Origin of the sequence: Pedobacter cryoconitis (genome assembly GCF_014200605.1) — a bacterium.
In the GTDB taxonomy this organism is placed as follows: Bacteria; Bacteroidota; Bacteroidia; order Sphingobacteriales; family Sphingobacteriaceae; genus Pedobacter; species Pedobacter cryoconitis_B.
On the sequence record NZ_JACHCE010000002.1, the window covers coordinates 199870 to 224319 of the forward strand.

Consider the following 24450-nt stretch of genomic DNA (forward strand, 5'->3'; position numbering starts at 1 on the left):
TTTGCTGTCACCAGTATACCTGGTGACAGCTCCATAAAGTTAATTATTAAGATTCAGAATTTAAAGGCGATATTAAAGGAGCAGACGGATCTGTTGTTTCTCCAACACCTTCGTGAAGTAAACCTTCAGCAGCAGGCTTTTGATCGCCGGTGCCATTCACGAATTCATCATATGTAGTACGGTTGTCAAAAGGACGTTTACCTAAGATTTCTTCCAGATCTGCCTGGAAAAGAATTTCTTTTTCCAATAGCTTTTCTGCCAGTTTCTCTAATCCATCTCTTTTGTCAACTAATAACTGCATTGTTCTGACATAAACCTCATTGATCAGTTTACGTACTTCAATATCGATCAGTTCAGAAGTTTTCTCTGAATATGGTTTATTGAAGTTGTATTCATTTTGAGGGTCATGGAAAGAAACGTTACCAATGGTGCTGTTCATTCCATAAATAGTTACCATTGCATAAGACAATTTAGTAATTCTCTCCAGGTCATTCTGTGCACCAGTAGATATTTTACCAAAAACAAGATCTTCTGCAACACGGCCTCCCATAGTCATACACATACCGTCAGTCAGCTGTTCTGTAGTATACAGGAACTGTTCTTTTGGTAAATATTGTGCATAGCCTAAAGCAGCAACACCGCGCGGTACAATAGATACTTTAACCAATGGATCTGCGTGTTCAAGGAACCAGCCAGCGATAGCGTGTCCGGCTTCATGGTAAGCAACTATGCGCTTCTCTTCAGGAGAAATGATTTTGTTTTTCTTTTCTAAACCACCAATAACGCGGTCAATTGCATCCTGGAAATCCTGCATATCAACAGATTCTTTGTTTCTTCTGGCAGCAATTAATGCAGCTTCATTACAAACGTTTGCAATTTCAGCACCAGCGAAACCAGGTGTTTGTGCAGAAAGTTTTTTAGCATCTACAACGACATCAGTTTTGATAGGTTTCAAGTGAACTTTAAAGATCTGCTCTCTGCCTACTAAATCTGGTTTGTCAATAGAAATCTGTCTGTCAAACCTTCCCGGACGAAGTAAAGCGCTATCTAATACATCAGGACGGTTAGTTGCAGCAAGAATAATAATTCCTGAATCTGTACCAAATCCATCCATTTCTACTAATAACTGGTTCAAAGTGTTTTCACGCTCATCGTTACCACCCATCATGCTGTTTTTACCACGGGCACGGCCAATCGCATCCACCTCATCAATAAAGATGATACATGGCGCTTTATCTTTAGCCTGTTTAAACAAGTCGCGGACACGTGATGCACCAACTCCAACAAACATCTCTACGAAGTCAGAACCTGACAGGGAGAAAAATGGGACCTGAGCTTCACCTGCAACTGCTTTAGCCAATAAGGTTTTACCTGTACCAGGAGAACCGACAAGCAATGCTCCTTTTGGTATCTTACCACCAAGGTTGGTATATTTCTTAGGGTTTTTAAGGAAATCTACAATTTCCATAACCTCTTGTTTGGCTTCTTCAAGACCTGCAACATCATTAAAAGTTACGTTTACCTGGCTTTCTTTGTCAAAAAGAGTTGCTTTAGATTTTCCAATATTGAAAATCTGTCCGCCGCCACCGCCGGCACCACCACCCATTTTACGCATAATAAAGATCCAGAATCCGATGAATAACAACACAGGAATAATTACTGTGAAGAACCATGAATTGAATGTACTTTGTCTGGTTTCTTTATCAGCCTGAATCTGAGCATCAGGCGGAAGAGTTTTTTGGGATTCTGATAATTGCTTATCTAATGCATCCATTGATCCGGCAGTAAAAGATACTGTAGGGCCTCCGGTTGATCCGAAATTGTTTTTAGTCTGGTATTTTTTGTATTTCTCCTGATTCAGACGGTCTGGTTTGATAAATACATCAGCCCTGACCAGGTCTTCATATTTGTAGGCAACAATCTTCTGAACATCTCCCGGAGCAAGCATGTCCTTTTCAAATTCCTTGTACGTTATTGTTTTATTGGTATCATTGGTAAATAAAACGGAAACCAGGACAAGGCCTAAAATGATAGCAGCGTAAACCCAGAATATGTTAAAACTAGAACCTTTTTGAGGCTTTTTGGGAATGTTCGGTATTCTCTTTATTAATTTGGGCTTAGTATTTTCTTTCTCTTTCATCGTTGATTCAAAAAAATGTATAAGGTTGTAACTGGTTATGCGCTTTGATAAGAAGTGGTCTGAGCATCGCCCCATAAATCTTCGATCCCGTAAAAATCTCTTTTTTCAGTTCTGAAGATATGAACAACAACGTCAAAATAATCCAGGATTATCCATTCTGCGTTCTCTAATCCTTCTTTTCTCCACGGCGTGGCTTCTGTGTTTTTGTAAATTTCGTCTTCTACACTATCAGCGATAGCTTTAACCTGTGTAGATGAGTCTGCGTTGCAAACTATAAAATAATCTGATACGGAGCTGTTTAATTCTCTTAAGTCCAGACGGACTATATCGTGGCCCTTTTTTTCCTGCATGCCTTGAACGGCTATTTCTGAAAGGTAGGTAGAAAGGTTTACTAATTTCTTTTTTACCATTAAAATGTTTTATTTTTGATAAATAACAACTATAAAATCAACTATTGCAAAATAACACTTTTTCAACACTATTTGTTGGTCAAAATCTTATCAAATTATTAGCAGTTGATTCTACCAATAATTTTTTGAAAAGGATGGTGTCAAATTCCGAGCCATTACCCGAAGGAACTGTTATTATGGCAGAGAATCAATATGAGGGCAGAGGGCAGGTAGGAAACAAATGGCATGCAGAACCGGGCAAAAACCTGACTTTTAGCATTCTTCTGCATCCTTCTTTTCTTTCGCTTAGCGAGCAATTTAACCTGAATATGACTATCAGTATAGCAATTCAGAAAGCCCTTTCAGGTATTACGGGTACTGGTTTAACTGTCAAATGGCCAAATGATATCTACTTTGGCGATAAAAAGATAGGAGGAATGCTATTAGAGAATATCGTGTCTGGAAGCCGTATTAAGGCCTGTATAGTCGGAATTGGGATTAATGTTAATCAAGAGGTTTTTGAAGCTGAGTTACAATGGCGTGCAGGATCTATCTTTCAAATTTTACAAAGGCATGTTGATTTAACAGCGCTTTTAGCAGAAATTTGTAGTCATATAGAAGAGGAATATTTGAAACTGAAAGCCGGAAGCTGCACAAATCTGCGTAATGAATACCTTAATTCTCTGTATCGGTTTAATGTAAAGGCCAATTACAGACAAAATGGCGAGATAATTGAGGGAATAATCACAGATGTAAGCGAGAGCGGGCTGTTAAGTTTAGAGACTAGTAATGGGGTAAAGACCTATAATTTTAAAGAAATTGAATTTATTCAATCATAAACACCAATTATCATTTCATAAACACCAATATAATTTATAAACATGAAAAGAATAACCTTAGTATTTGCATTGTTATTGTTTACCGTTCTTGGGGCATCAGCTCAAATTGAAACTCCGGTAACCTGGTCTTATGCACAAAAGAAGATCAGTAATACAGAAGCAATTGTTTATCTTAAAGCAACCATTCAGGACGGATGGCATATCTATTCTCAAACGGTAAAACCGGGTGGGCCAGTTAAAACAACGATCAAGTTTAACCCATCAAAGGATTTTACTAAAGTAGGAACTACAATTGAACCTAAAGCCCTTTCTAAATTTGAAAAGGTTTTTGATATGAATGTAGGCTATTTTGAAAATCAGGTTGTATTTCAACAGAAAATTAAATTGAATAAACCAGCTACTGTTGTCACAGGGACAATAGAATTTATGGTTTGTGATGCTACAAAATGTCTTCCTCCGGATGAGGTGAAGTTTTCTGTACAAGTCAAATAGATTAATCATAACTAGTAAAGAGTGTCAGAAATCCTGACGCTCTTTTTTTTTGCCATTCCCTTCCGAATATCGAAGTACAGTAAAATATTGGCGATCCGTCAACTCTATACTTTTTAAACAAGAAATTATAAGTAATTTCACAGCCTTATAGAATAGGGTAATACCCGATCAGGTTAAATAAACACAAGAATGAAAAAGTTAATTTTAATGCTTGGCTTGGTACTTTCGATGCTTATTCTGCAATCCAGTCAGAGTTTTGCAGGGATACAAAGCAAGGATTCTACAGCGGTAAGTGACGATATTCAGTTTACCGAGATTGGTTCTGCAGCGGATAGTGCTGCTAATGCTGTTGTTAAAGACAGCATTAAAAAAGACACTGTTAAAGCGGTGGCGGCAGCTGTTAAGCCTGCACCGGTCATACAACAGACAGAGCAGGAAAAAACATTATGGCAAACCTTTATACAGGGGTTAATCGGAGGGTTTATCGCTTTCCTAATGCCTTGTATTTTCCCAATGGTGCCTCTTACTGTAAGTTATTTTACTAAAAAAGCAGGGAGCAGAAAAAAAGGAATTGGCCAGGCTATAATCTATGGTATATCTATTATCATTATTTATGTGGCTTTTGGCTTATTGATTACACTGCTTTTTGGTTCTGCAAAATTAAATGAGCTGAGTAGCAGCGGATGGTTTAATTTTACATTTTTTATCCTGCTGATTGTTTTCGCCATCTCATTTTTTGGTGCTTTTGAAATTACGCTGCCTAGTTCTTTCGTGAATAAGATTGATCAGAAAGCGGATGATACCAAAGGTTTAGGTGGTATATTTTTTATGGCGGCTTCACTGGCGCTTGTTTCCTTTTCCTGCACCGGCCCTATTATTGGAACTCTTTTGGTGCAAGCGAGCTCTAAAGGTGAAATTCTTGCCCCTGCAATAGGAATGTTTGGTTTTGCGCTTGCTTTAGCGCTCCCTTTTACTTTATCAGCAATATTTCCGGGTTTCCTGAGCAGTATGCCTAAATCGGGTGGCTGGTTAAACAGTGTAAAGGTTTGTCTGGGATTTTTAGAGCTTGCTTTAGCGCTTAAATTCTTATCGGCTGCTGACCTGGTATGGCATTGGGAATGGTTTGACAGAGAGATATTCCTTGTCCTCTGGATTGTAATTTTCTTCCTGATGGGAATCTATATTCTTGGTAAAATTAAGTTCTCACATGATAGTGATGTGCCTTATGTTTCTGTTCCAAGACTGTTTTTTGCTATACTCTCTTTCTCATTTGCAATGTACCTTGTTCCCGGACTTTGGGGGGCTCCTGTAAATATTTTAAGTGGTATTGCACCTCCTTTAAATACGCAGGACTTTATTTTGGGTGGAAGCAGTAGTGGAAACTCACAGGGATCATCAGATTTTCCTGCAACAGTTAAATATAATGACGTATTACATCCTCCTCACGGTTTCAATGCTTTTTTTGACCTCGACGAAGGATTGGCTTATGCAAAAAAAGTGAATAAACCTGTTCTCATAGATTTTACAGGTCATGCTTGTGTGAATTGCCGGAAAATGGAAGATAAAGTATGGATAGATCCACAGGTAGGGCACTTGATTAAAGATGAATATGTGCTGATACAATTATATGTAGATGAGCGCTCGGTAAAGATGCCACCGGAAAAAGTTCATTACTCTAAAATTTTAAGGACTACAACAGACGACCTTGGCCGTTGGAACGGAGATTTCCAGGCTACGACTTATAATTCTAACTCACAACCGTTTTATGTTCTGGGAGGACATGATCTGGTCCCTTTAGTTGCACCTCAGGGAGCAATTTTTGACGCCAAAGAATACGCTGCTTATTTGCAAAGCGGTCTTGATAAATTTAAAGCATCCAAGAAATAATGACTAAAATTAAAAACATAGCTGTATTAACATCAGGGGGAGACGCACCCGGAATGAATGCTGCCATAAGGGCAGTAGTCAGAGCGGGTATATATTATGATTTAAATGTTTCAGGAGTACTTAGAGGATATGAAGGATTAATAAATGGTGATTTTATTCCCATGGACCGGAAATCCGTAGCAAATATTATCCAGCGTGGAGGAACTATCCTTAAAACTGCGCGGAGCGATGATTTCAGAACTAAAGAAGGAAGACAAAAAGCATATGATCAATTAAAGAAGCATGAGATTGATGCGATGGTTGTGATTGGCGGAGATGGTACTTTTACGGGAGCGGACTTATTTACCCGTGAATTTGATTTTCCGGTAATCGGACTTCCCGGGACTATCGATAATGATCTGGCAGGAACTGATTTTACTATAGGTTATGATACGGCAATCAATACCGTAGTTAATGCTATTGATAAGATCAGAGACACAGCGGAGTCACATGACAGACTTTTCATTGTAGAAGTTATGGGCAGAGACTCTGGCTTAATCGCTTTAAGAAGCGGAATTGGTGTCGGTGCAGAAGCTATTATGATTCCTGAAGCCAATATGGGTGTAGAAGGTTTGATTAAAAGATTGGAATACGGCAGAAAAGATAAAGCCTCAAAAATTATTATAGTTGCTGAAGGTGATGAAGTAGGTGGTGCCTTTAACGTCGGAGAAGTACTGAAAGAGAATTTCCCTAATTATGATATCCGGGTGTCTGTTTTAGGACATATTCAGCGCGGTGGCAAGCCTAGTTGCATGGATAGGGTATTGGCCAGCCGTTTTGGTGTTGCTGCTGTGGAAGGGCTTCTGGAAGGAAGATCTGGTGGTATGGTTGGGCAAATCAATAAAGAGATTTTATTTACTCCATTTGATCATGCTATCAAGCATATTGATGCAGAAGAAGTAAGTCCTGTCTGGTTAAAACTGGTTGAGATCCTCTCTTTATAGAAATTAATCGGTGCTGCCAGTTGGCAAAACATATTAATTTTATGGCATCTTGCTTATCATTAGTATTTTACTTACTTTTGCATCCCCGCTAGCATGAAGCTCCGGGAACTATGTTGAATACATAAACTTATAAAGAAATGGCAACTAAAATCAGATTGCAAAGATTCGGTAAAAAGAGCAAACCTTTTTTCCACGTAGTGGTAGCGGATTCACGCGCACCGAGAGATGGTAAATTCATTGAGCGTTTAGGTTCATATAACCCAAACACCAATCCTGCAACCATCGAAATTAACTTCGAAAAAGCATTAGACTGGGTAAACAAAGGTGCTGAGCCTACGGATACCTGCCGTACTATTTTATCTCACAAAGGTATCCTGTACAAAAAACACTTACAGGGTGGTGTTAAAAAAGGCGCTTTAACTACAGAACAGGCAGATGCTAAATTTGCAGAATGGTTAGTAGCTAAAGACAGTAAAATCGAAGGCAAAAAAGACAGTCTGACTAAATCTAAAGATGAAGTTAAGAAAGCTGCTCTTGCTGCTGAAGCTAAGAAAAATGCAGACCGTGGTGCTGCTATCGCATTGAAAAATGCACCAGTAGTAGAAGAAGTTGTAGCTGAAGAAGCAGCAGAGGAAACTCCTGTAGCTGAAACTGCAACTGAAGAAGCTCCTGCAACAGAAGAAAGCAAAGAAGAAGAAGCATAGTATTTTGTAATTCTTGATTATAGCGAAGAATCCTTCATCAGAAGGTTTTCTTCGCTATTTTTATTTAATATATAATTGATTTAGATTTTAATGACGCACGAAGAGGCATTTTATATAGGGTATTTTACCAAAACCAAAGGATTGAAAGGCGAAATTCAGCTATACTTCGAATATGATGAACCAGGTCTGCTGGATCTGGATGTTATATTCGCGGACATCAATGGCAAAATGGTCCCTTTTTTCGTATCTGTTTGTAAAATGCAGCCTAACAGCACGGGAAATATCTATCTGGATGATATCGATCATATCGATAAAGCTCAGCCTTTACTGAAGAAAAAAGTTTATTTGCCACTCAGCAAAATGCCTGACCGTGATGATGAGGATTTTCACTATACTGATCTAAAGGGATTTATTGTTTCTGATGAAACTCACGGAGAGCTTGGTGAGATTCTGGAAGTCAATGAATATCCTCAGCAATTTGTGGCTACAGTTTCCTATAAGGAGAAAGAAATTCTGTTTCCTTTGAATGATGATATGATTGTTGAGATTGATGAGGATGAAGGTACGCTTCTTGTTAATCTGCCAGAAGGTCTGCTTGATATTTATCTGTCTAACTAAAATTTGTTCCTATGCGTTTTGATATCATAACAGTTTTACCTGATCTGCTTCAAAGTCCTTTTGCTCACTCTATCCTGCAGCGGGCACAAAGTAAAGGAATTGCTGAAATAGTAGTACACAGTCTGAGAGATTACTCCACTAATAAACAGCGCAGTGTTGATGACTATCCATATGGCGGTGGCAGTGGTATGATTATGTCAATAGAACCTTTTGCACGTTGTATTGACGCGTTAAAAGAGCAAAGAACCTATGATGAGATTATTTTCATGACCCCCGATGGCGCGACATTGAATCAATCCATGGCCAATGAGCTCTCGGGAAAAGGAAATGTAATTATTTTATGCGGGCATTATAAAGGAATTGATCAGCGGATCAGGGATATTTATGTAACACGTGAAATCTCGATTGGTGATTATGTTTTATCTGGCGGGGAATTACCTGCAGCTGTTCTTGTTGATGCTATAGTCAGGTTAATACCCGGTGTGCTTAATGATGAAACATCGGCTTTAAGCGATAGTTTCCAGGGGGGATTGCTGGATGCTCCATTATATACCCGTCCTGCCGATTATAAGGGGCACCACGTACCTGAAATCCTGTTGAGCGGACATGAGCTGAAGATTAACAATTGGAGGCATGAGCAGGCTTTAGCGCGTACACAGCGTTTGCGCCCGGATTTGCTGGAAGATTAGTCGTTTTGTTAACTTATTATTCTCTGGAAACTGTTCATATTCTTTAATAAATAATTTATTTGCCATATTATTTATTTGCAAATGAAATTGTTTATATATTTACGAAATAATATTTGTAGCCTGTTCAGAAGGTGCTTGTAAAATTTGTAAATAAATCCAATAAGAATGAGCGAAAGAATAGATAAATATAAGATCAATTATTTTTTAGACAAGCTTACAGTTAAAGAATATAAGTTTGCAATGAAGACGATTCCGAAGATGTTGAATATTTCTATGAACACATTTCATAATTATCGCAGGATAAAAATTGGGGAGTCCCAGGATATTCCGTATGAAAAAGTTAAACTTATGGAAATTTTATTTGACACGGAAAGCGGGGCGTTGGAAAACGCAAAAATGAATGGAAAAAGCCTTATACAACTACTTAAAGGCCAATGACAAGGGGATTATAATTTCCATTCGCAAATAAAATAAAAGAGAATTATTGTGGATTTCGTAAAGAATGTTGAAAAAAAACAAGAATCACTTTTTTTTATTAAATAAAATTCCTAATATTGCAGTCCGATTTTAAACAACAAAAAGTCGGCTTAATAGCTTAAAATCATGGATTTAGTAAAATTTGTTGAAGAGCAGGTAATCGCAAAGAACGAGTTTCCTGCATTCAAATCAGGAGATACAGTGAGTGTTCACTATAAAATTCGCGAAGGTAATAAAGAACGTGTTCAAATTTACCAAGGTGTAGTCTTACAACGTAACAGCGTAGGTGCTAATGAGACGTTTACTGTTCGTAAAATGTCTAATGGTGTTGGTGTAGAGCGTATCTTCCCAATCAATTCGCCAAACATCGCTAAAATTGAAGTTAACAGTCACGGTAAAGTGCGTAGAGCTAAGTTGTTCTATCTTCGTGAATTGACTGGTAAAGCAGCTCGTATCAAGTCTAAGAGAGTTTAATTTCTCTACAAAATATATAGGCCTTCCCGATAATATCGGGGAGGTTTTTTTGTTTGTACCTACCCTATTGCATTTGCTAGGGATCAAGTCATAAACTTGTGGAGCAGGCTCTTTTTTAAGTATAAATTTTGGCACGCTAAACAGAAAGTCTTTGATGTCACGGATGCTCTTATGGCTCTGGAAGTTGCGCAGAAAGCTTTCAATTTGCATGGGAATGACTCAAAGCCGAAACAAGGCCGTGCTGTTAGTAAATAGATTCAAAATAGCTAAATAATCAATCTATACCGGCCGGGTACTGCCTGAGTACTGTCCGGGTACTCGTTAGGGTAAGAGCAGTGTTAAAGTAACGTAAGAGCATGGCAAGTCCAAGTAAAAACAACTAGTTGAAATGACTTAGAGTTCCTATGCTTAAAGGCTGTTTACAACGTGGTGTCACCCCGATCTCTATTCAGGCACAACCAAATCATAACCGGATGAAGATTAATGAAATTATAATTTTCCCTTTGACTAACGCACGGACAAAGCGGACATTTTTTACTCATCAGGATAATCTATAACGCGAATAGCTTACATTAGTGGAAAGGTATAAAGCTATGGAAGAGATGATTGAATCGGGTAAAAATAAAAGCGGGTTAATCACATGTATTTGCACATGCGATTAACCCGCTTTTATTTTTTATGAAGTGGCTGGTATTTAAGCTAATTCGCCTAGAACAGTGATACCACCTTTAACCACCTGGTTTAGTTCCAGGTTAACTTTTGTACCAACAGGAAGGAATATATCTACTCTGGATCCGAATTTAATAAAGCCAAACTCTTTACTCTGCTCTACAACATCACCTTCTTTAACATACCATACAATCCTTCTGGCAAGCGCTCCGGCAATTTGCCTGAATAGTACAGGTGTTCCATTTGCGTGCTCTACAACAACTGTAGTACGCTCATTCTCTGTAGAAGATTTAGGGTTCCAGGCAGCAAGATATTTTCCAGGGTGATATTTGAAAAATTTAACCACACCAGCAATTGGATTTCTGTTTATATGTACGTTTACAGGAGACATAAATATAGATACCTGTAATCTTTTGTCTTTGAAATATTCATTTTCCTGTGTCTCTTCAATTACTACGACTTTACCATCAGCAGGACAGATAATCAGGTTATTACCAGTGACGAAAGGTCTCGATGGATTTCTGAAAAACTGGAGAACAGTAACAAATAAGGCGAATGAAGCAATATATACGGCCCATCTTAACCAGGTGACATCCGCAAATCTATAGTCAATGATAGCATTCAGGACGAAGATAAAAAGGAGTGAGAGTGCGATGGTTGTATAACCTTCTTTATGTATTGTCATTTAAATATAGATATGTTTAATGCAAAATTGTGAAAAATTTACGGGAATCAAGCTAAAGAATCACAATCAGGAAACTGTGCGGTAAATATGTTTAAGATTTCTGCCCAGTTCATCATAATCAAGGCCGTAGCCTACAACAAATTCATTTGGGATCTCAAAGCCTATATATTCTAATTCTTTAATAGGAGAAAGAATCGCTTCTGGTTTAAAAAGAAGACTGCAAACACGAACAGATGCGGGTTCCTGTAAATAAACTTTTTCTAATATATACTTTAATGTAAAGCCAGTATCCACGATATCTTCCACTAAAACCAGGTGGCGGTCTTTAAGATTATCCGGCAGACCAAATATCTCTTTCATTTCTCCAGTACTGGTTAAGCCACCTTTATAGCTGGAAACCTTCATAAAAGCTACTTCGCATGGAATTTCTGTTTCCTTAAGCAAATCTGCCATAAATAAAAAGCTGCCATTCAATACCCCAATAAAAATCGGGCGTTTATCTTTATAATCAGCGTTAATCTGTGCTGCAATTAATTTTGTGCGCTCATTAATGCGTTCGTTCGTGATTGATATCTCGAACTTTCTATCTCCAACTTCTATCGTATTCATCATTTCTCTATAGCGAAGTTAATTTGTTTCTTTTTCAAGACGGCGTTTTTCCCGTCTCTCTCTTCGCAATTCTTTTCTTGTTTTTTTTACGGTGTCCTGTACTGTTAATTGTTTTGTTGTGGTATCCTTTTTAGACCTTCCAAATAGCCTGTCAAAAAGGTTTTTTGATTCGTCCTGCATTTTAACAGGCGCATCAGTATCTGTGTCAAAGGCAGCAGTATCAACTTTTGCCGAATCAGGCAGCAGATAACGGCGTAAACCTTCTCTTAGTCTTACATTATAAAAGCCATACCCACTCGTATCAGCAGGCGTTAAACCCCGCTTGGCCATAATTCTGCCCATATACCTGAAATAGGGCAGCATATAGTCTTTCAGTCCACCGTCACCACGGAACTTGAACATCGCGATTTTAGGACGCGGAACAATATTCGCTAAAAATATACCTTCTCCTATGCTCAGGTCTGCCGGGCTTTTTCCAAAATACTGTCTGGATGCTTCACCAATTCCATAAATATTTTTACCCATTTCAATGATATTGAAATAGACCTCAAGCATCCTTTGTTTGCTGATGAGGCGATTGTTTTCAATTAACCAGACAATCAGAATTTCCTCTGCTTTACGGGCAAGTGTTTTTTGTCTGCTTAAGAATACGTTTTTTACCAGCTGCATTGAAATCGTACTTCCACCCCTGACAAATTTTTTCTCCTTGAAATTAATCACGAAAGATTTACGGATAGATTCCTCTACAAAACCTTTGTGTGTGTAAAAAGAAGGGTCTTCGGAAGTTAACAGCGCATTTTTGAAATTACTGGAAATCTGAGCCAGTGGTGTGTAGTTCGGGTTAGCAGGCCCAATGGTGATATCACGCATAGGTTTCCCGTATTCGTAAGGGGTGTATATGAAAGTCTCATTGATTTTCTGCAGGTTCAATTTACCCCATTTAACTATTTTAAAATTGTATGGGGTTAGGGAAGAATTAAATTTCAGACTGTCAGGTGTGCTGCTGTCCAGGTAGAAATTGAGATCATACTTAATTTTCCCTTTAACCTGTAATCCATCCAGCGACTCAAATAATCCTTCCGGAAAGGCATTGAGAACAGCCTGCGCATCCTGTTCATCAGCATGCAGTTTTACTTCGTATATTTTATGAGGAGATAAAGTGTACTTTAAGTAAGGATGGATAGCCGCATCTTTTAAAAACACAGTTGATGTACTGTCAAGCGCAACAAAGTTTGGTCCGATCAGCATGTCTGCATCAATCTTTGCATTCTTTACTATAATATCGTTTGAAGCGATCTTAGGATGATTGATCAATAGGTTTTTTACAGACCAGGAACCTGTAATCTTAAAATTATCACCGCTGTATTCTGCGCTTTTCATTTCAGTTCTGACTGTATCAAAACTAAGTTTAGCATGCAATTTATTCTCCAGATAAGGCAATTCTACCTTTTGACCATCGGCGAAGAAAATGACGTCCATTTGCTTTTTTCCTGGTTTTAATTTACCATCAATATGCCAGGTCGCCTCATGATCATTCACCAGAATAGTTGATTTTAAGTCTCCGCCATCAATTGTGGCAGTTGTAGTCATTAAATTCAGTTTTGCGGTATCGTTGTCATTCAGTGTAAACAGCAGGTTTTTCATCTCCATATCATCGGGGATCTTATTTAATACCTGGTTAAGCACATCATGTGCAATTTCGCTCAGATCAATTTTGGCTTTATTGTCTTTTTTGTCTTTCTTTTTTCTTTTAAGGATAAAATCCAGGTTGGTAAGACTATCCTTTAAAACCACATTTACTTTTCCCGTATTTAAAACAACTTCCGCCAGTTTAACATCTCCAAAAAGTAAAGGGAAGAGCTTAACACCTACAGTCAGATCATTCACAGTAGATAAAGTGTCTCTGTCTTTTGGTACGACAGAAATATTTTTCATATGCACGGTACTTAGTCCGTTAAAACCGGCATCACCTATTTTAATGGCTAACCCATAATCAGTATCTGCTTTTTTTATAGCCTTAGCTATCATTTGTTTAAGTAAAGCCTCTCTTTTGCTATAAGCAATAGAACCCAGGATGATGATTAACACAAGAAATACCCCTAGAACCCATGCACCTGCTTTGATGTATTTTTTAGGGATGTTTATTTTTGGAAGACGCATGCTGTAAAATAGATGTTTAATTGCTTAACGCTAAATGCAAATGTTTATTTCGTGTTAAAATTACACTTAAAAAGCCTAAAATCAATTAATTGTAAGGTCCTTTTGTTAATTTTGGGCAATGAATATTAGCAACGAACAGGTTTTAGCTGCTTTAAGAAATGTCGAAGACCCTGATCTTAAAAAAGATCTGGTGACATTGAACATGATTAAAGAGCTGAGCATCGAAGATAAAAAAATAAGTTTCACTCTAGAACTCACCACTCCTGCGTGTCCAATGAAGGATATGCTTAAGAATGCATGCTTCAATGCGATCAGGCATTTCGTAGACAAGGAAGCGGAAATAAATATTAAAATTACCTCAAGGGTAACAAAACCAAACGACACTACCCAGTTGAAAGATATTAAAAATATCATTTTAGTCTCTTCAGGTAAAGGTGGAGTTGGAAAATCGACAGTGGCCAGTAACCTTGCTGTTACTTTAGCAGCAGATGGAGCTAAAGTTGGTTTAATTGACGCAGATATTTACGGGCCATCAGTACCTACTATGTTTGGTCTTGCTGGTGCTAAACCAAGTGCAAGAGAAACAGCAGATGGAAAAACACTGATCCTGCCGATAGAAAAATATGGAATTAAGCTGTTATCATTAGGTTTCTTTGCAGACCCGGATCAGCCAGTACCATGGCGCGGCCCAATGGCTTCTAATGCAATTAAACAGTTATTTAATGATGCAGACTGGGGAGAACTGGATTACCTGATTGTGGATCTTCCTCCGGGCACGGGAGATATTCATATTACGATTACCCAAAGTTTCCCAATTGCAGGGGCTGTAATTGTAACTACACCGCAACAGGTTGCTTTAGCAGATACCAGAAAGGGACTTGCGATGTTCAGAATGCCGGGAATAAATATTCCTGTATTAGGAGTAATTGAAAATATGGCTTACTTTACGCCAGAAGAATTACCTGAAAACAAGTATTATATTTTCGGTAAAGATGGTGGAAAGGCTTTGGCAGCTTCTTTTGACGTTCCGTTTTTAGGTGAAATACCTTTAGTACAGGGAATTACAGAAGGCGGAGATAGTGGTACGCCAATTGCAATGGATAAAGAGAGTCAAACCGCTATTGCATTCTCTGAAATGGCAGGAAAGATTGCACAACAGATTGCAATTAATAATGCATTGCGGACAGAGTGCTAAAAAATTAGTAAATTTATATTTTAAAATATATCATGGATTTAAAAGAACAAGTAGAGCTGGCATTAGAGACTATCCGTCCTTATCTTAAGGCAGATGGCGGAGATGTTGCGATAGAAGAAATTACGCCGGATAATGTTGTTAAGTTGAAGTTATTGGGGAACTGCGGATCTTGTAAAATGAGCTTTATGACTATGAAAGCAGGCATTGAGCAGGCTATTATGAAAGCTGTACCACAAATTACTGCGGTTGAAGCGATTAACCTGACTGAATCAGTTTAGCATTTAACAAAATTTAACTAGTCACTGTAAGAATTACAGTTATTTTTGTACGATGAAATACATTTTTGCCGTCGTTTTGATTTTTTTTACTGGGGCGCTGTTTGCACAACAAACGCCTTCAGGGAAGAAATTGATCCAATTTTCTGGTATTATAACAGACAGGGACAGTGGTTTTGTTGTCCCTTACGTGACTATAACGAATAAAACTAACCAGGATCAGCGTTATGGCGCTAATTATAAAGGTTACTTTTCATTCGTAGCCCATCCGGGAGATACTTTAATATACAATGCGATTGGATATACTGATAAAGTCGTTCTGATTCCACCGGATATTAAAGATTCGAAGTATACAGCGATGGTAAAAATGAAATCGGAAATTATTTACCTGCCGGCAGTCCGTGTTTATCCCTGGGCCACTGTCGAAGAATTTACAAAAGACTTTCTGGCGATGAAGGTTGCTGATGATGATATGGAAATCGCGAGGAAAAATATGTCCTCACATTCTATTAATGGGAAGATTCAATATCTCCCCAGGGATGCTGGAGAGATATCTTCTACGAATTTCCGTATAGATCAGGAAAGGGCATTGAATAAAAATATGGTGCAGAGTAATCCTTTATTGAATCCTTTTGCCTGGGGTAAATTAATGCAGCAGATTTTTAGTGGTGATAAAAGCAGGCAAAACAACAATTAACGTTTTTTATTACGCTGTTGTGGAAATTTCATCCTGTAGTCTGCGTGAACATCTCCCTTTGAAATTGAATCCAGCTTAGATTTAAGCATTCTTTTACGCAATAAACTTAGCGTATCTGTAAATAGCTTTCCTTCAATATGGTCATATTCATGCTGCACAACACGTGCTGGCATACCTGACAAAGCTTCTTCATGTAGTTTCCAATTCTCATCATAGTATTGAACCCTTACATTAGGTTTGCGGAATACATCTTCTCTGATTTCCGGGATACTCAGGCAGCCTTCAGTAAAAGCCCATGGCTCACCTGTTTCTTCCAGAATAACAGCATTAATAAACACTCTTTTGAAACCTTCCTGGCCATCCTCGTCTGCACCTGTATCAACGATGAATAATCTGATTGGCAGTCCAACCTGGGGCGCAGCCAGACCAACACCACTTGCTGCGTACATGGTGTCAAACATATTACTGATCAGTTTTTGTAAATCCGGAAAGTTTTCATCAATGCTTTGGCATACTTTCCTTAAAACCGGATCTCCATAAGCTACAATTGGTAATTTCATCTATATAATATTTTTTGATCTGTTTAATACATACAATTTGTATGCTATTCTGTTGGCGATCATTTGCTGTAAACAGAATAGTATACAAAAGTACGAATATTAGAGCCTGTTTAAAATTTATCTTTCAGGCTGTCCCTTACCCTAATGGGTAAAAGGTTAGGACACTAAGATTTTTTTCATCCAGAATTTCGTCTGCAATCTGTGCCATATCGGCTGTATTTACAGCCTCTATTTTCTCAAAAACTGTTTCCAGGCTATCAATTTTATTATAATCAATCAGACTTTTTGCCATAGAGACAATTAAACCAATCCTGTTTTCTTCTCCAAGCGCAATCTGTCCGATAAACTTATTTTTTGCTTTCTGGAGTTGTACTTCAGTTAAAGGGTTCTCCCTGATTTTTTTAAATTCTTTATAGATAAGTGATTGTGCCCTGTTCACTTTTTCTTTATCGGTACCAAAATATAAGGTGAAAATACCAGTATCACTTAAAGGGCTGTATCCTGATTCTATACTATAGGCAATCCCATGTTTTTCTCTGATCTGTAAATTCAGAATTGAACTCATTCCAGTACCGCATAATAAATTATTCAGTAATAAAAGGCCGGTTTTGAAAGGATGATGCAAAGAATAAGCCGTAGAACCAATCATTGTATGTGCCTGCATGATCGGTTTTTGATCAATACGTGTAATTACTGCTGATGTGGCAGGTGCTTTTCTGTTCTCCAGCTGGATGTTTTCAGGAATTGCTTCATAATATTTAGTAAAGATTTTAACGGCTTTAGGGAGGCTGTAATTCCCTAAAACGGCAATAACAATCTTATCTGTGCTATAATTGGCTGCAATAAAATCTTTGATATCCTGCTGAGAGAGCTTATTCACACTTTCTGTTGTTCCCAGGATATTCCTGCCTAATGAATGGTCAGCAAATACCATATCTTCAAAATCATCGTAGATAGCTTCTTCAGGCTGGTCGAGATAAGAAGCGATCTCATCTAAGATAACCCCTTTTTCTTTTTCCATTTCCTCTTCAGGAAAAGTAGAATGGAATACAATATCATTGAAAAGCTCCAGTGTCCTGTCTAAATAGGGATGAAGAAAGGAAGCATGGATACAAGTATATTCTTTTGTCGTATAGGCATTTAAATCTGCTCCAACACTTTCTAACCTGTTCAGTATCTGGTTTGTATTGCGTTTTTCTGTACGTTTAAAGATTAAATGCTCAATAAAATGGGCAAGCCCGGCCTGACTTTCAGTTTCATCGCGTGAACCACTGTTCACTATAATACAAGCGTGAGAAATTGCTGATGCAGAAGGCACGTGAAGAAGACGAATGCCATTAGGCAGTGTGTGTACATTATATTCCATTCTTTGCAAAGATACAGAAGAACATTGCTAACCTATTGTAATATTCTTTCCTAAAAAGAGGAAGACGAACCACCTCCGCCAAAGTCACCACCGCCAAACCTGTCTGCTGTTCCCTGGGGAGTATCCAGCTGGGTACTGGCAATGATCAGTGACTCCACATTGATCCCGCCAGCGATAGTATCTTCCTGTAATCCTTCAGAAGTAAATCCATATTTCGGTGTTTTAAGATACTTTATAGCCCAATAAGAACCTCCAAGTATAATCAGCCCAAATAAAACCAGCGTACTTTCAATAGGTAATACATGATAGTAATTTTTAAAAGTAACCGCAGCAATAGCAATTAAAACCAGGCCGGTACGCAGTAGAATTACATTTTTTTTATAAAGACCAAAACCAACGTATATAAACGGAACAAGAATCGTCCATGGCCAGAAAAAAACAGGATAAGGGACTTTGTATGGCCCTATAGAAGTATAGCCGTACAATTTATTTCCTAAATGCTCAACCACGTAGTAATTTCCCGCAAGATATAACATAAGTAAACTTCCTGCCTGCAGCATAAGCAGACAATGCAGGTAATTAATAAATTTCGGACTGCCGCTTTTCGATAAGGAAAAATAATAGACAATCGCAGAAAGCACGATTACTAAAAAAGGAATGATTGCAATACCAAAAGAAAGATTAAAGACAGCTAATACGACGGCAAGTACCAACGTGGATAGAAAGCAGAATAAAGCCATTAGGCTATCTGCGAACCTTAAGGTAAGGTACAAGCTCAGTATAAGGACAAAGCTAACTATAGGTGCCGGGGGCAGCATGTCAGTATAATTGTGATGATACCAGTTGTACTTCACTGTAATCCAGGTAAAAGCAACAGAAAATAAACCTCCGGAAATCCAGATCAGTGCATCATCTGTACCTGATCTGAAATGATTTTTGTTTTTAACCACAAGTTCAAGTGCTGTATAGCTGATTAATCCTAAAAAGAATATCCAGCCACCGCTGTCTACTATACCTGAGTCCCAGAACATATAACTCAGTAAACAACCACCAAAAAGGGCTATAACACAGGTTAGAATAAATAATCCTGTTCTCACGAATATATTTGGAGAATAAAAACCAACCGGATAAGCCTTCTCTATATTTTTAAACTCTTCTTTACTTAGATCCCCTGTAGCTAAGGGCACATTTATTTGATCCTGTATAAGCAGGTTCCTTAGCCATGTTTTGTTATAGATGATCATATTTCTTTAATTTTTTTATTCAGATGAATCAGGGCGATAATCAAACCGATTGCCGATCCAATAAAATAAAGTAACCCAATTACGAAAGCAAGTTCTGAATCCATGCTGAACAGAACCCTTACAATCAATGTGCTGATCGCTACATAAGTGTAGAGAGTGATCAGTAAAAGGAAATAAAAAGATTTGCTCCTGAATGCATCTTTATATAAAACATATCCCAGAATCAGCACTGTAATTAACCATAGAAAGCTTAAAGAGTTCTCGTAAAAGCTGAAATAGCCGGTCAAAAGAGCAAGAAATGATATATTCAGCCCAAAATTATGATAGGTGAACTTAAAGTGCTTTTTGAAATTATACCTTTCTGAAAGATAAGCTGCAGCCAATAAAAGCATTCCTAAAAAAAGATAAGGAATAATTAAAGGATCACTGCTGTTGAATCCATTTGAAAGCATGGTATAAGGAGTTATTGTGGCACCGAGCCAAATAGCCAGATTGGTAATCGCCATGCTCAATACGCCTATATGATCAAATTCATAGGCCACGTAGAATAAAATAAGCATCGGAATAAAGGTCGCCAGTCCATAATTATTACCAAAGACCTGATACTGGACCTGAAGGTATCCTAAAAAGCTTAAAAGGCTCAGACAGCCTAATAACAGGATATAATCATAAAAAGAACTGGGCGATTTAACTTTTCCCCTGCTAAAGGGATTTCTTTTTTTCACACAATAGACGAAGCAGCCGGCACAGATACCCGCGATGAAAAGTAAGATAAACTGGTGGCCGATCGTATCGATGTTTTTATAAATCAGAACGCCCAAACCGGTACTTAAAAGTGTCACACCAAGATATAACAGGGTTTTAAGCTCCCAGTGCAAAGAGAATAAAGGATTCTTATGTTTTTCAGCGATCTTTTCGAGTGTTTCGTCACTAATGAGCCCCTCGTGATGCAGCTTTTTATAGAGGTCAGTATCCATGTAATCAGGTAAAGATTTAATTTCTATTGTAAGCTTACGAAAATTTAATTGTTTAAGAGACAGTTTAATATTTATCTATTCATTTTTTTTAGTTTAATATACTGTCAATTTGACAACTAAAATCAAATTGGAACATCCCTTGATAAAGCCGTTATGTACTTAAAAATGAGTTAACATATGAGCATAGAAGAAAAAGGGAGTATTTCCATACATACCGAAAACATTTTTCCTATTATTAAGAAATTCCTGTACTCAGACAATGAGATATTCCTGCGCGAGCTGGTTTCAAATGCAGTTGATGCGGTACAAAAAATCAAACGTTTAGCTGCATTAGGACAATACAACGGTGAGTTGGGTAATCCTTTAGTAGAAGTTGCACTGGATGTGGAAAAAAAGACGATCACGATCAGTGATAACGGCTTGGGAATGACTGCTGAAGAGATAAAAAAATATATCAATCAGGTTGCTTTTTCAGGTGCAAGTGAATTTGTAGAGAAATTCAAGGACGCTAAAGATGCAAATGAGATTATCGGTAAATTTGGTTTAGGTTTCTATTCTGCATTTATGGTAGCTGATCTGGTTGAAATACAGACTTTATCTTACCAGGATGGCGCAGAGCCTGCACGTTGGGTTTGTGACGGAAGTACTTCTTATGAAATTACTGAAGGTTCACGTACTACACGCGGAACAGAAATTATTCTTCACATCAATGAAGAATCAGCTGAATTCCTTAGCCAGCATAAATTAGAGGAGATTTTAGATAAATATGGTAAGTTTTTACCTGTGCCGATTAAATTTGGTACAAAAACACAGCAGGTTCCTGATGGCGAAGATGAAGAAGGAAAACCAAAAACGGTAGCTGTAGAAACTGATAATATCATCAATACAACTGATCCGATCTGGACTAAAGCACCTGCAGATTTGTCAGACCAGGATTATCTGGACTTCTACAAACAATTATATCCTTTTGGTGAAGATCCTTTATTCTGGATTCACCTGAATGTAGACTATCCATTCAACTTAACCGGGGTTTTATATTTCCCTAAAGTGAAGAATGATTTTGATATGCAACGTAACAAAATCAAGTTATTCAGCCGCCAGGTATTTATTACTGATGAAGTAAAAGATATCGTTCCTGAATTCCTGATGTTATTGCATGGTGTAATTGATTCTCCTGATATTCCATTGAACGTTTCCAGAAGTTTCCTTCAGGCTGATAGCAATGTGAAAAAAATTAACAGTTACATCACTAAGAAAGTGGCTGATAAATTAGGTGAGCTCTTCAATAAAGACCGTAAGGCTTATGAAGAAAAATGGAGCGACATTGGCCTTTTTGTGAAATACGGAATGGTAAGCGAAGAAAAGTTCTATGATAAAGCAAAAGATTTCGCTTTAGTAACTAACACTAAAAATGAAAACTATACACTTGATGAATACCGTGATAAAGTAAAAGATATCCAGACTGACAAAAATGGTCAGGTTGTATACATCTATACAAATGATCCTGCTAAACAGGATGGTTTTATCCAGTCTGCAAACAAAAAAGATTATGATGTATTGTTGATGAACTCGGCAATTGATAATCACTTTGTGACTTCTTTAGAGCAAAAGTTAGAAAAAACACTGTTAAAACGTGTTGATTCTAGTGTAGCGAGCAAACTGATCGAAAAAGATGAGGTTGTAGAGTCTGTATTGACTGAAGAGCAGTCTGCGAAAGTGAAAGATGTTTTTGAGAAAGCAATTGTTAAACCAGGTTTCCAGGTTGAAATTGTTGGCTTACATCCGGAAGAATTCCCTGTAACGGTAACTATGGACGAATTTATGAGAAGAATGAAAGACATGGCTCAAATGGGTGGTGGAATGAGCTTCTATGGTAATATGCCTGATAGTTATAAAGTTGCAATTAATGGTAACCATAAACTTGTAGGTAAAATTTTACAAACTGAGAATGGTGAAGAGCAAAGCGCGCTGGCTAAACAGGCCGTTGATTTGGCTTTACTTTCTCAAGGAATGCTTACTGGTGCTGAATTAACAGCGTTCGTGAACAGAAGTGTTGAATTGATCTAATCAGCAAGGGAGCTTGCTGCTCCTTTCTGAAAAATAACCCTGTTTTCTGTAAAAATCCTATCAAAGGAGATACAGAAAACAGGGTTTTTCGTTATTTACTGATATTCTCCAGGCTTAGCAGGAAGGCATAGTTCAGTGCAATCTCTTTGAGATAATCGAATCTTCCGGAAGCACCACCGTGACCAAAATCCATATCTGTTTTTAAGAGCAGGATGTTTTCTCCGGTTTTTGTAGCACGAAGTTTGGCTACCCACTTAGCAGGTTCGAAATATTGAACCTGACTATCATGCAGACCAGTAGTTACGAGCATGTTGGGATAATCTTTGGCTTCGATATTTTCATAAGGGGAATAACTCTTCATATAATGATAAGCGTCCGCATGCTTAGGGTTTCCCCATTCATCAAACTCATTTGTAGTAAGCGGAATACTCTCGTCAAGCATCGTATTTACTACATCTACAAATGGGACCTGTGCTATGATACCATGCCATAAGGCAGGTTCAAGATTAATGATAGCGCCCATTAAAAGCCCACCTGCGCTACCACCCTGAGCATACAAATGAGCAGGGCTTGTAAATTTCTGCTCAATCAGATAATGGCCGCAATCAATAAAGTCGGTGAAGGTATTCATCTTTTTCATCAGCTTACCGTCTTCGTACCAATGACGGCCCATTTCCTGTCCTCCGCGGATATGAGCGATAGCATAGACAAAACCTCTGTTGAGCAAACTCAGGTTGCTGGTAGAGAAAGAGGCATCTATACTATGACCATAAGAGCCATAGGCGTAGAGCAGAAGAGGAGCAGTGCCATCCCTTTTCAGACCATTTTTGTAGACTAATGAGATGGGTATTTGGGTACCGTCTTTTGCAATGGCATAGAGGCGTTCTGTTGTGTAATCTGCTTTATTGTAGCCACCTACAACTTCCTGCTGTTTCCGGAGTTGTTTTTCTTTCGTGTCCATCTGGTAATCATAGATGGAGGCCGGCGTGGTCATCGACGTGTATATATACCGGAGCGTTGTACTGTTATATTCGGGATTATTGCCTACTGAGGCATTATAGGTAGGTTCTTCGAAATCAATATAGTGCTCAGTGCCGTCCAGTTTACGGATCTGTAGTTGAGCAAGACCATTTTGACGTTCAGAGATCACAATAAAATCTCTGAAACCTTCTACATCTTCCAGCAGTACGTCTTTACGGTGAGGGATTACTTCTTTCCAATTTTCTCTTTCGGTCTGATCAAGAGGACATTCCATTAAACGGAAGTTCTGCGCATCCCAGTTCGTGAGAATCAGAAATTTATCAGCAAGCGCTACGACGTTATATATGACATCCTTAATCCTGGGCTGGAATACTTTAAATTCAGCATCAGGCTGATCTGCAGGGATTAACCATTCTTCGGCAGACAAGGTAGCAGAAGAATAAATGAAAATATATTTACCGGATTTTGATTTACCTACACCAATATAATTAGACTTATCCTTTTCATGGTAAACTACCGGATCTTTGGCTGCACTAGTCCCTAGTTTATGTTTCTTGATTTTTTCACTTAATAAGGTTTTCGGGTTTTTTGAGGTATAAAAAAGGGTTTTATTATCTGCTGACCAGACAGGGTCCCCTTCGGTATTGGGAATACTATCTTTTAATAACTCCCCGGTCTCCAGATTCTTGATCAAAATAGTGTATTGGCGTCTGGAAACCTTATCGACCCCATAAGCAAGTAATTTATTGTCAGGACTTACGCTATAGCCTGTTGCGGCATAGTAAGGGAGATCTTTTGCCAGTTCATCAATATCAAGAAGAATCTCTTCGGGGGCTTCCAGTGTACCTTTCTTCCGGCAGAATTTATTGTATTGTTTACCTTCTTCAGTCCTGGAATAATAAAAATACCCATTTTTGAATACAGGAACTGATTCGTCTTTTTCCTTAATCCGGTCCTTCAGCTCTTTAAATAAGTTGGCTTGTAAGGTTTTTGTGCCACTCATCATGGTGTCGAGATAGGCATTCTCAGCATTTAGATAATCGATCGTTGCTGTACTGTCGGGACCCTTTTTAAAATAGTCGATCATCCAGTAATAGTCGTCAGTTACTGTATCTCCATGCAGAATTCGTTGTTTCGGCTTGATTTCAGCTATTGGTGCTTTTGCTGCGGGCCATTTATAAGTTTCCATTTTTGTATCTTTGTTTGTGCAGACCAGGTTAGACTGAGCTTATCATAAACAGAATAACTGATGTATGATGTTTATGTTATTTAA

The 24450-nt window shown here is 38.1% G+C and carries 23 protein-coding genes; 13 read left to right on the forward strand and 10 right to left on the reverse strand.

Annotation, left to right across the window (positions count from 1 at the left end):
- Nucleotides 1-46: 46 nt before the first annotated feature.
- Nucleotides 47-2140 carry an ATP-dependent zinc metalloprotease FtsH gene (gene ftsH / locus HDE68_RS06915; protein ID WP_183880338.1) on the reverse strand — a complete coding sequence of 698 codons (2094 nt, stop codon included), beginning with the start codon at nucleotides 2138-2140 and terminating at the stop codon, nucleotides 47-49.
- Nucleotides 2141-2175: 35 nt separating this feature from the next.
- A complete protein-coding gene (gene rsfS / locus HDE68_RS06920) occupies nucleotides 2176-2550 on the reverse strand; it encodes a ribosome silencing factor (RefSeq protein WP_183880340.1) in 375 nt (124 codons plus the stop codon).
- Nucleotides 2551-2594: 44 nt separating this feature from the next.
- Here rsfS and HDE68_RS06925 point away from each other — a divergent pair, with 44 nt between their 5' ends.
- The 9 genes from HDE68_RS06925 to rplS all read left to right on the forward strand — a co-directional run bounded on the left by HDE68_RS06925 (nucleotide 2595) and on the right by rplS (nucleotide 9692).
- Nucleotides 2595-3368 carry a biotin--[acetyl-CoA-carboxylase] ligase gene (locus HDE68_RS06925; protein WP_183880342.1) on the forward strand — a complete coding sequence of 258 codons (774 nt, stop codon included), beginning with the start codon at nucleotides 2595-2597 and terminating at the stop codon, nucleotides 3366-3368.
- A 42-nt stretch (nucleotides 3369-3410) separates the two neighbouring features.
- Nucleotides 3411-3860, forward strand: coding sequence for a protein-disulfide reductase DsbD domain-containing protein (locus tag HDE68_RS06930; protein ID WP_183880344.1), 450 nt, complete (start codon nucleotides 3411-3413; stop codon nucleotides 3858-3860).
- 189 nt (nucleotides 3861-4049) lie between these two features.
- A complete protein-coding gene (locus tag HDE68_RS06935; RefSeq protein ID WP_183880346.1) occupies nucleotides 4050-5747 on the forward strand; it encodes a protein-disulfide reductase DsbD family protein in 1698 nt (565 codons plus the stop codon).
- Complete coding sequence (pfkA, locus tag HDE68_RS06940; RefSeq protein ID WP_183880348.1) at nucleotides 5747-6730, forward strand: 6-phosphofructokinase; 984 nt, start codon at nucleotides 5747-5749, stop codon at nucleotides 6728-6730. Before HDE68_RS06935 ends, pfkA begins: the two co-directional genes overlap by 1 nt.
- A 137-nt stretch (nucleotides 6731-6867) precedes the next feature.
- On the forward strand, nucleotides 6868-7434 hold the full coding sequence (locus HDE68_RS06945) for a 30S ribosomal protein S16 (protein ID WP_183880351.1): 567 nt from the start codon (nucleotides 6868-6870) through the stop codon (nucleotides 7432-7434).
- Nucleotides 7435-7524: 90 nt separating this feature from the next.
- On the forward strand, nucleotides 7525-8052 hold the full coding sequence (gene rimM / locus HDE68_RS06950) for a ribosome maturation factor RimM (RefSeq protein WP_183880353.1): 528 nt from the start codon (nucleotides 7525-7527) through the stop codon (nucleotides 8050-8052).
- Between the two features lie 11 nt (nucleotides 8053-8063).
- Nucleotides 8064-8741 (forward strand): tRNA (guanosine(37)-N1)-methyltransferase TrmD, encoded by a 678-nt coding sequence (trmD, locus tag HDE68_RS06955; RefSeq protein ID WP_183880355.1) that lies wholly within the window; start codon nucleotides 8064-8066, stop codon nucleotides 8739-8741.
- A gap of 165 nt (nucleotides 8742-8906) precedes the next feature.
- Nucleotides 8907-9179, forward strand: coding sequence for a hypothetical protein (locus HDE68_RS06960; protein ID WP_183880357.1), 273 nt, complete (start codon nucleotides 8907-8909; stop codon nucleotides 9177-9179).
- A 165-nt stretch (nucleotides 9180-9344) separates the two neighbouring features.
- Complete coding sequence (gene rplS / locus HDE68_RS06965) at nucleotides 9345-9692, forward strand: 50S ribosomal protein L19 (RefSeq protein WP_041883657.1); 348 nt, start codon at nucleotides 9345-9347, stop codon at nucleotides 9690-9692.
- Nucleotides 9693-10386: 694 nt separating this feature from the next.
- Here the strand turns inward: rplS and HDE68_RS06970 are convergent.
- The 3 genes from HDE68_RS06970 to HDE68_RS06980 all read right to left on the reverse strand — a co-directional run bounded on the left by HDE68_RS06970 (nucleotide 10387) and on the right by HDE68_RS06980 (nucleotide 13815).
- On the reverse strand, nucleotides 10387-11046 hold the full coding sequence (locus HDE68_RS06970) for a phosphatidylserine decarboxylase family protein (protein ID WP_183880360.1): 660 nt from the start codon (nucleotides 11044-11046) through the stop codon (nucleotides 10387-10389).
- 66 nt (nucleotides 11047-11112) lie between these two features.
- Nucleotides 11113-11658 carry a hypoxanthine phosphoribosyltransferase gene (gene hpt / locus HDE68_RS06975; RefSeq protein ID WP_317617689.1) on the reverse strand — a complete coding sequence of 182 codons (546 nt, stop codon included), beginning with the start codon at nucleotides 11656-11658 and terminating at the stop codon, nucleotides 11113-11115.
- Between the two features lie 15 nt (nucleotides 11659-11673).
- Complete coding sequence (locus HDE68_RS06980) at nucleotides 11674-13815, reverse strand: transglycosylase domain-containing protein (protein ID WP_183880362.1); 2142 nt, start codon at nucleotides 13813-13815, stop codon at nucleotides 11674-11676.
- A gap of 118 nt (nucleotides 13816-13933) precedes the next feature.
- On the opposite strand from HDE68_RS06980, the gene HDE68_RS06985 reads away from it, so the two are divergent.
- Genes HDE68_RS06985 through HDE68_RS06995 form a run of 3 tightly spaced genes read left to right on the forward strand, consistent with a single transcriptional unit; the run spans nucleotide 13934 to nucleotide 15982 of the window.
- Nucleotides 13934-15010 carry an Mrp/NBP35 family ATP-binding protein gene (locus HDE68_RS06985; RefSeq protein WP_183880364.1) on the forward strand — a complete coding sequence of 359 codons (1077 nt, stop codon included), beginning with the start codon at nucleotides 13934-13936 and terminating at the stop codon, nucleotides 15008-15010.
- 32 nt (nucleotides 15011-15042) lie between these two features.
- The gene (locus HDE68_RS06990; protein ID WP_183880366.1) at nucleotides 15043-15288 is read left to right on the forward strand and encodes a NifU family protein; all 246 of its coding nucleotides are present in this window, start codon (nucleotides 15043-15045) and stop codon (nucleotides 15286-15288) included.
- Nucleotides 15289-15340: 52 nt separating this feature from the next.
- Nucleotides 15341-15982 (forward strand): hypothetical protein, encoded by a 642-nt coding sequence (locus HDE68_RS06995; RefSeq protein ID WP_183880368.1) that lies wholly within the window; start codon nucleotides 15341-15343, stop codon nucleotides 15980-15982.
- Here HDE68_RS06995 and def read toward each other — a convergent pair.
- The 4 genes from def to HDE68_RS07015 all read right to left on the reverse strand — a co-directional run bounded on the left by def (nucleotide 15979) and on the right by HDE68_RS07015 (nucleotide 20129).
- Complete coding sequence (gene def / locus HDE68_RS07000; RefSeq protein ID WP_183880370.1) at nucleotides 15979-16542, reverse strand: peptide deformylase; 564 nt, start codon at nucleotides 16540-16542, stop codon at nucleotides 15979-15981. The genes HDE68_RS06995 and def overlap by 4 nt on opposite strands.
- Before the next feature lie 136 nt (nucleotides 16543-16678).
- Nucleotides 16679-17908, reverse strand: a complete 1230-nt coding sequence (locus HDE68_RS07005) for a M16 family metallopeptidase (protein ID WP_183880372.1) — start codon at nucleotides 17906-17908, stop codon at nucleotides 16679-16681.
- A 50-nt stretch (nucleotides 17909-17958) separates the two neighbouring features.
- Nucleotides 17959-19152 carry a hypothetical protein gene (locus HDE68_RS07010; RefSeq protein WP_183880374.1) on the reverse strand — a complete coding sequence of 398 codons (1194 nt, stop codon included), beginning with the start codon at nucleotides 19150-19152 and terminating at the stop codon, nucleotides 17959-17961.
- The gene (locus tag HDE68_RS07015; protein ID WP_183880376.1) at nucleotides 19149-20129 is read right to left on the reverse strand and encodes a DUF2157 domain-containing protein; all 981 of its coding nucleotides are present in this window, start codon (nucleotides 20127-20129) and stop codon (nucleotides 19149-19151) included. The genes HDE68_RS07010 and HDE68_RS07015 overlap by 4 nt, the downstream gene beginning before the upstream one ends.
- 177 nt (nucleotides 20130-20306) lie before the next feature.
- On the opposite strand from HDE68_RS07015, the gene htpG reads away from it, so the two are divergent.
- Nucleotides 20307-22196: a molecular chaperone HtpG gene (gene htpG / locus HDE68_RS07020; RefSeq protein ID WP_221300691.1), complete on the forward strand. Its 1890-nt coding sequence runs from the start codon at nucleotides 20307-20309 to the stop codon at nucleotides 22194-22196.
- 91 nt (nucleotides 22197-22287) lie between these two features.
- Here htpG and HDE68_RS07025 read toward each other — a convergent pair whose 3' ends face one another.
- Nucleotides 22288-24366 (reverse strand): S9 family peptidase, encoded by a 2079-nt coding sequence (locus HDE68_RS07025; RefSeq protein ID WP_183880378.1) that lies wholly within the window; start codon nucleotides 24364-24366, stop codon nucleotides 22288-22290.
- Nucleotides 24367-24450 lie beyond the last annotated feature (84 nt).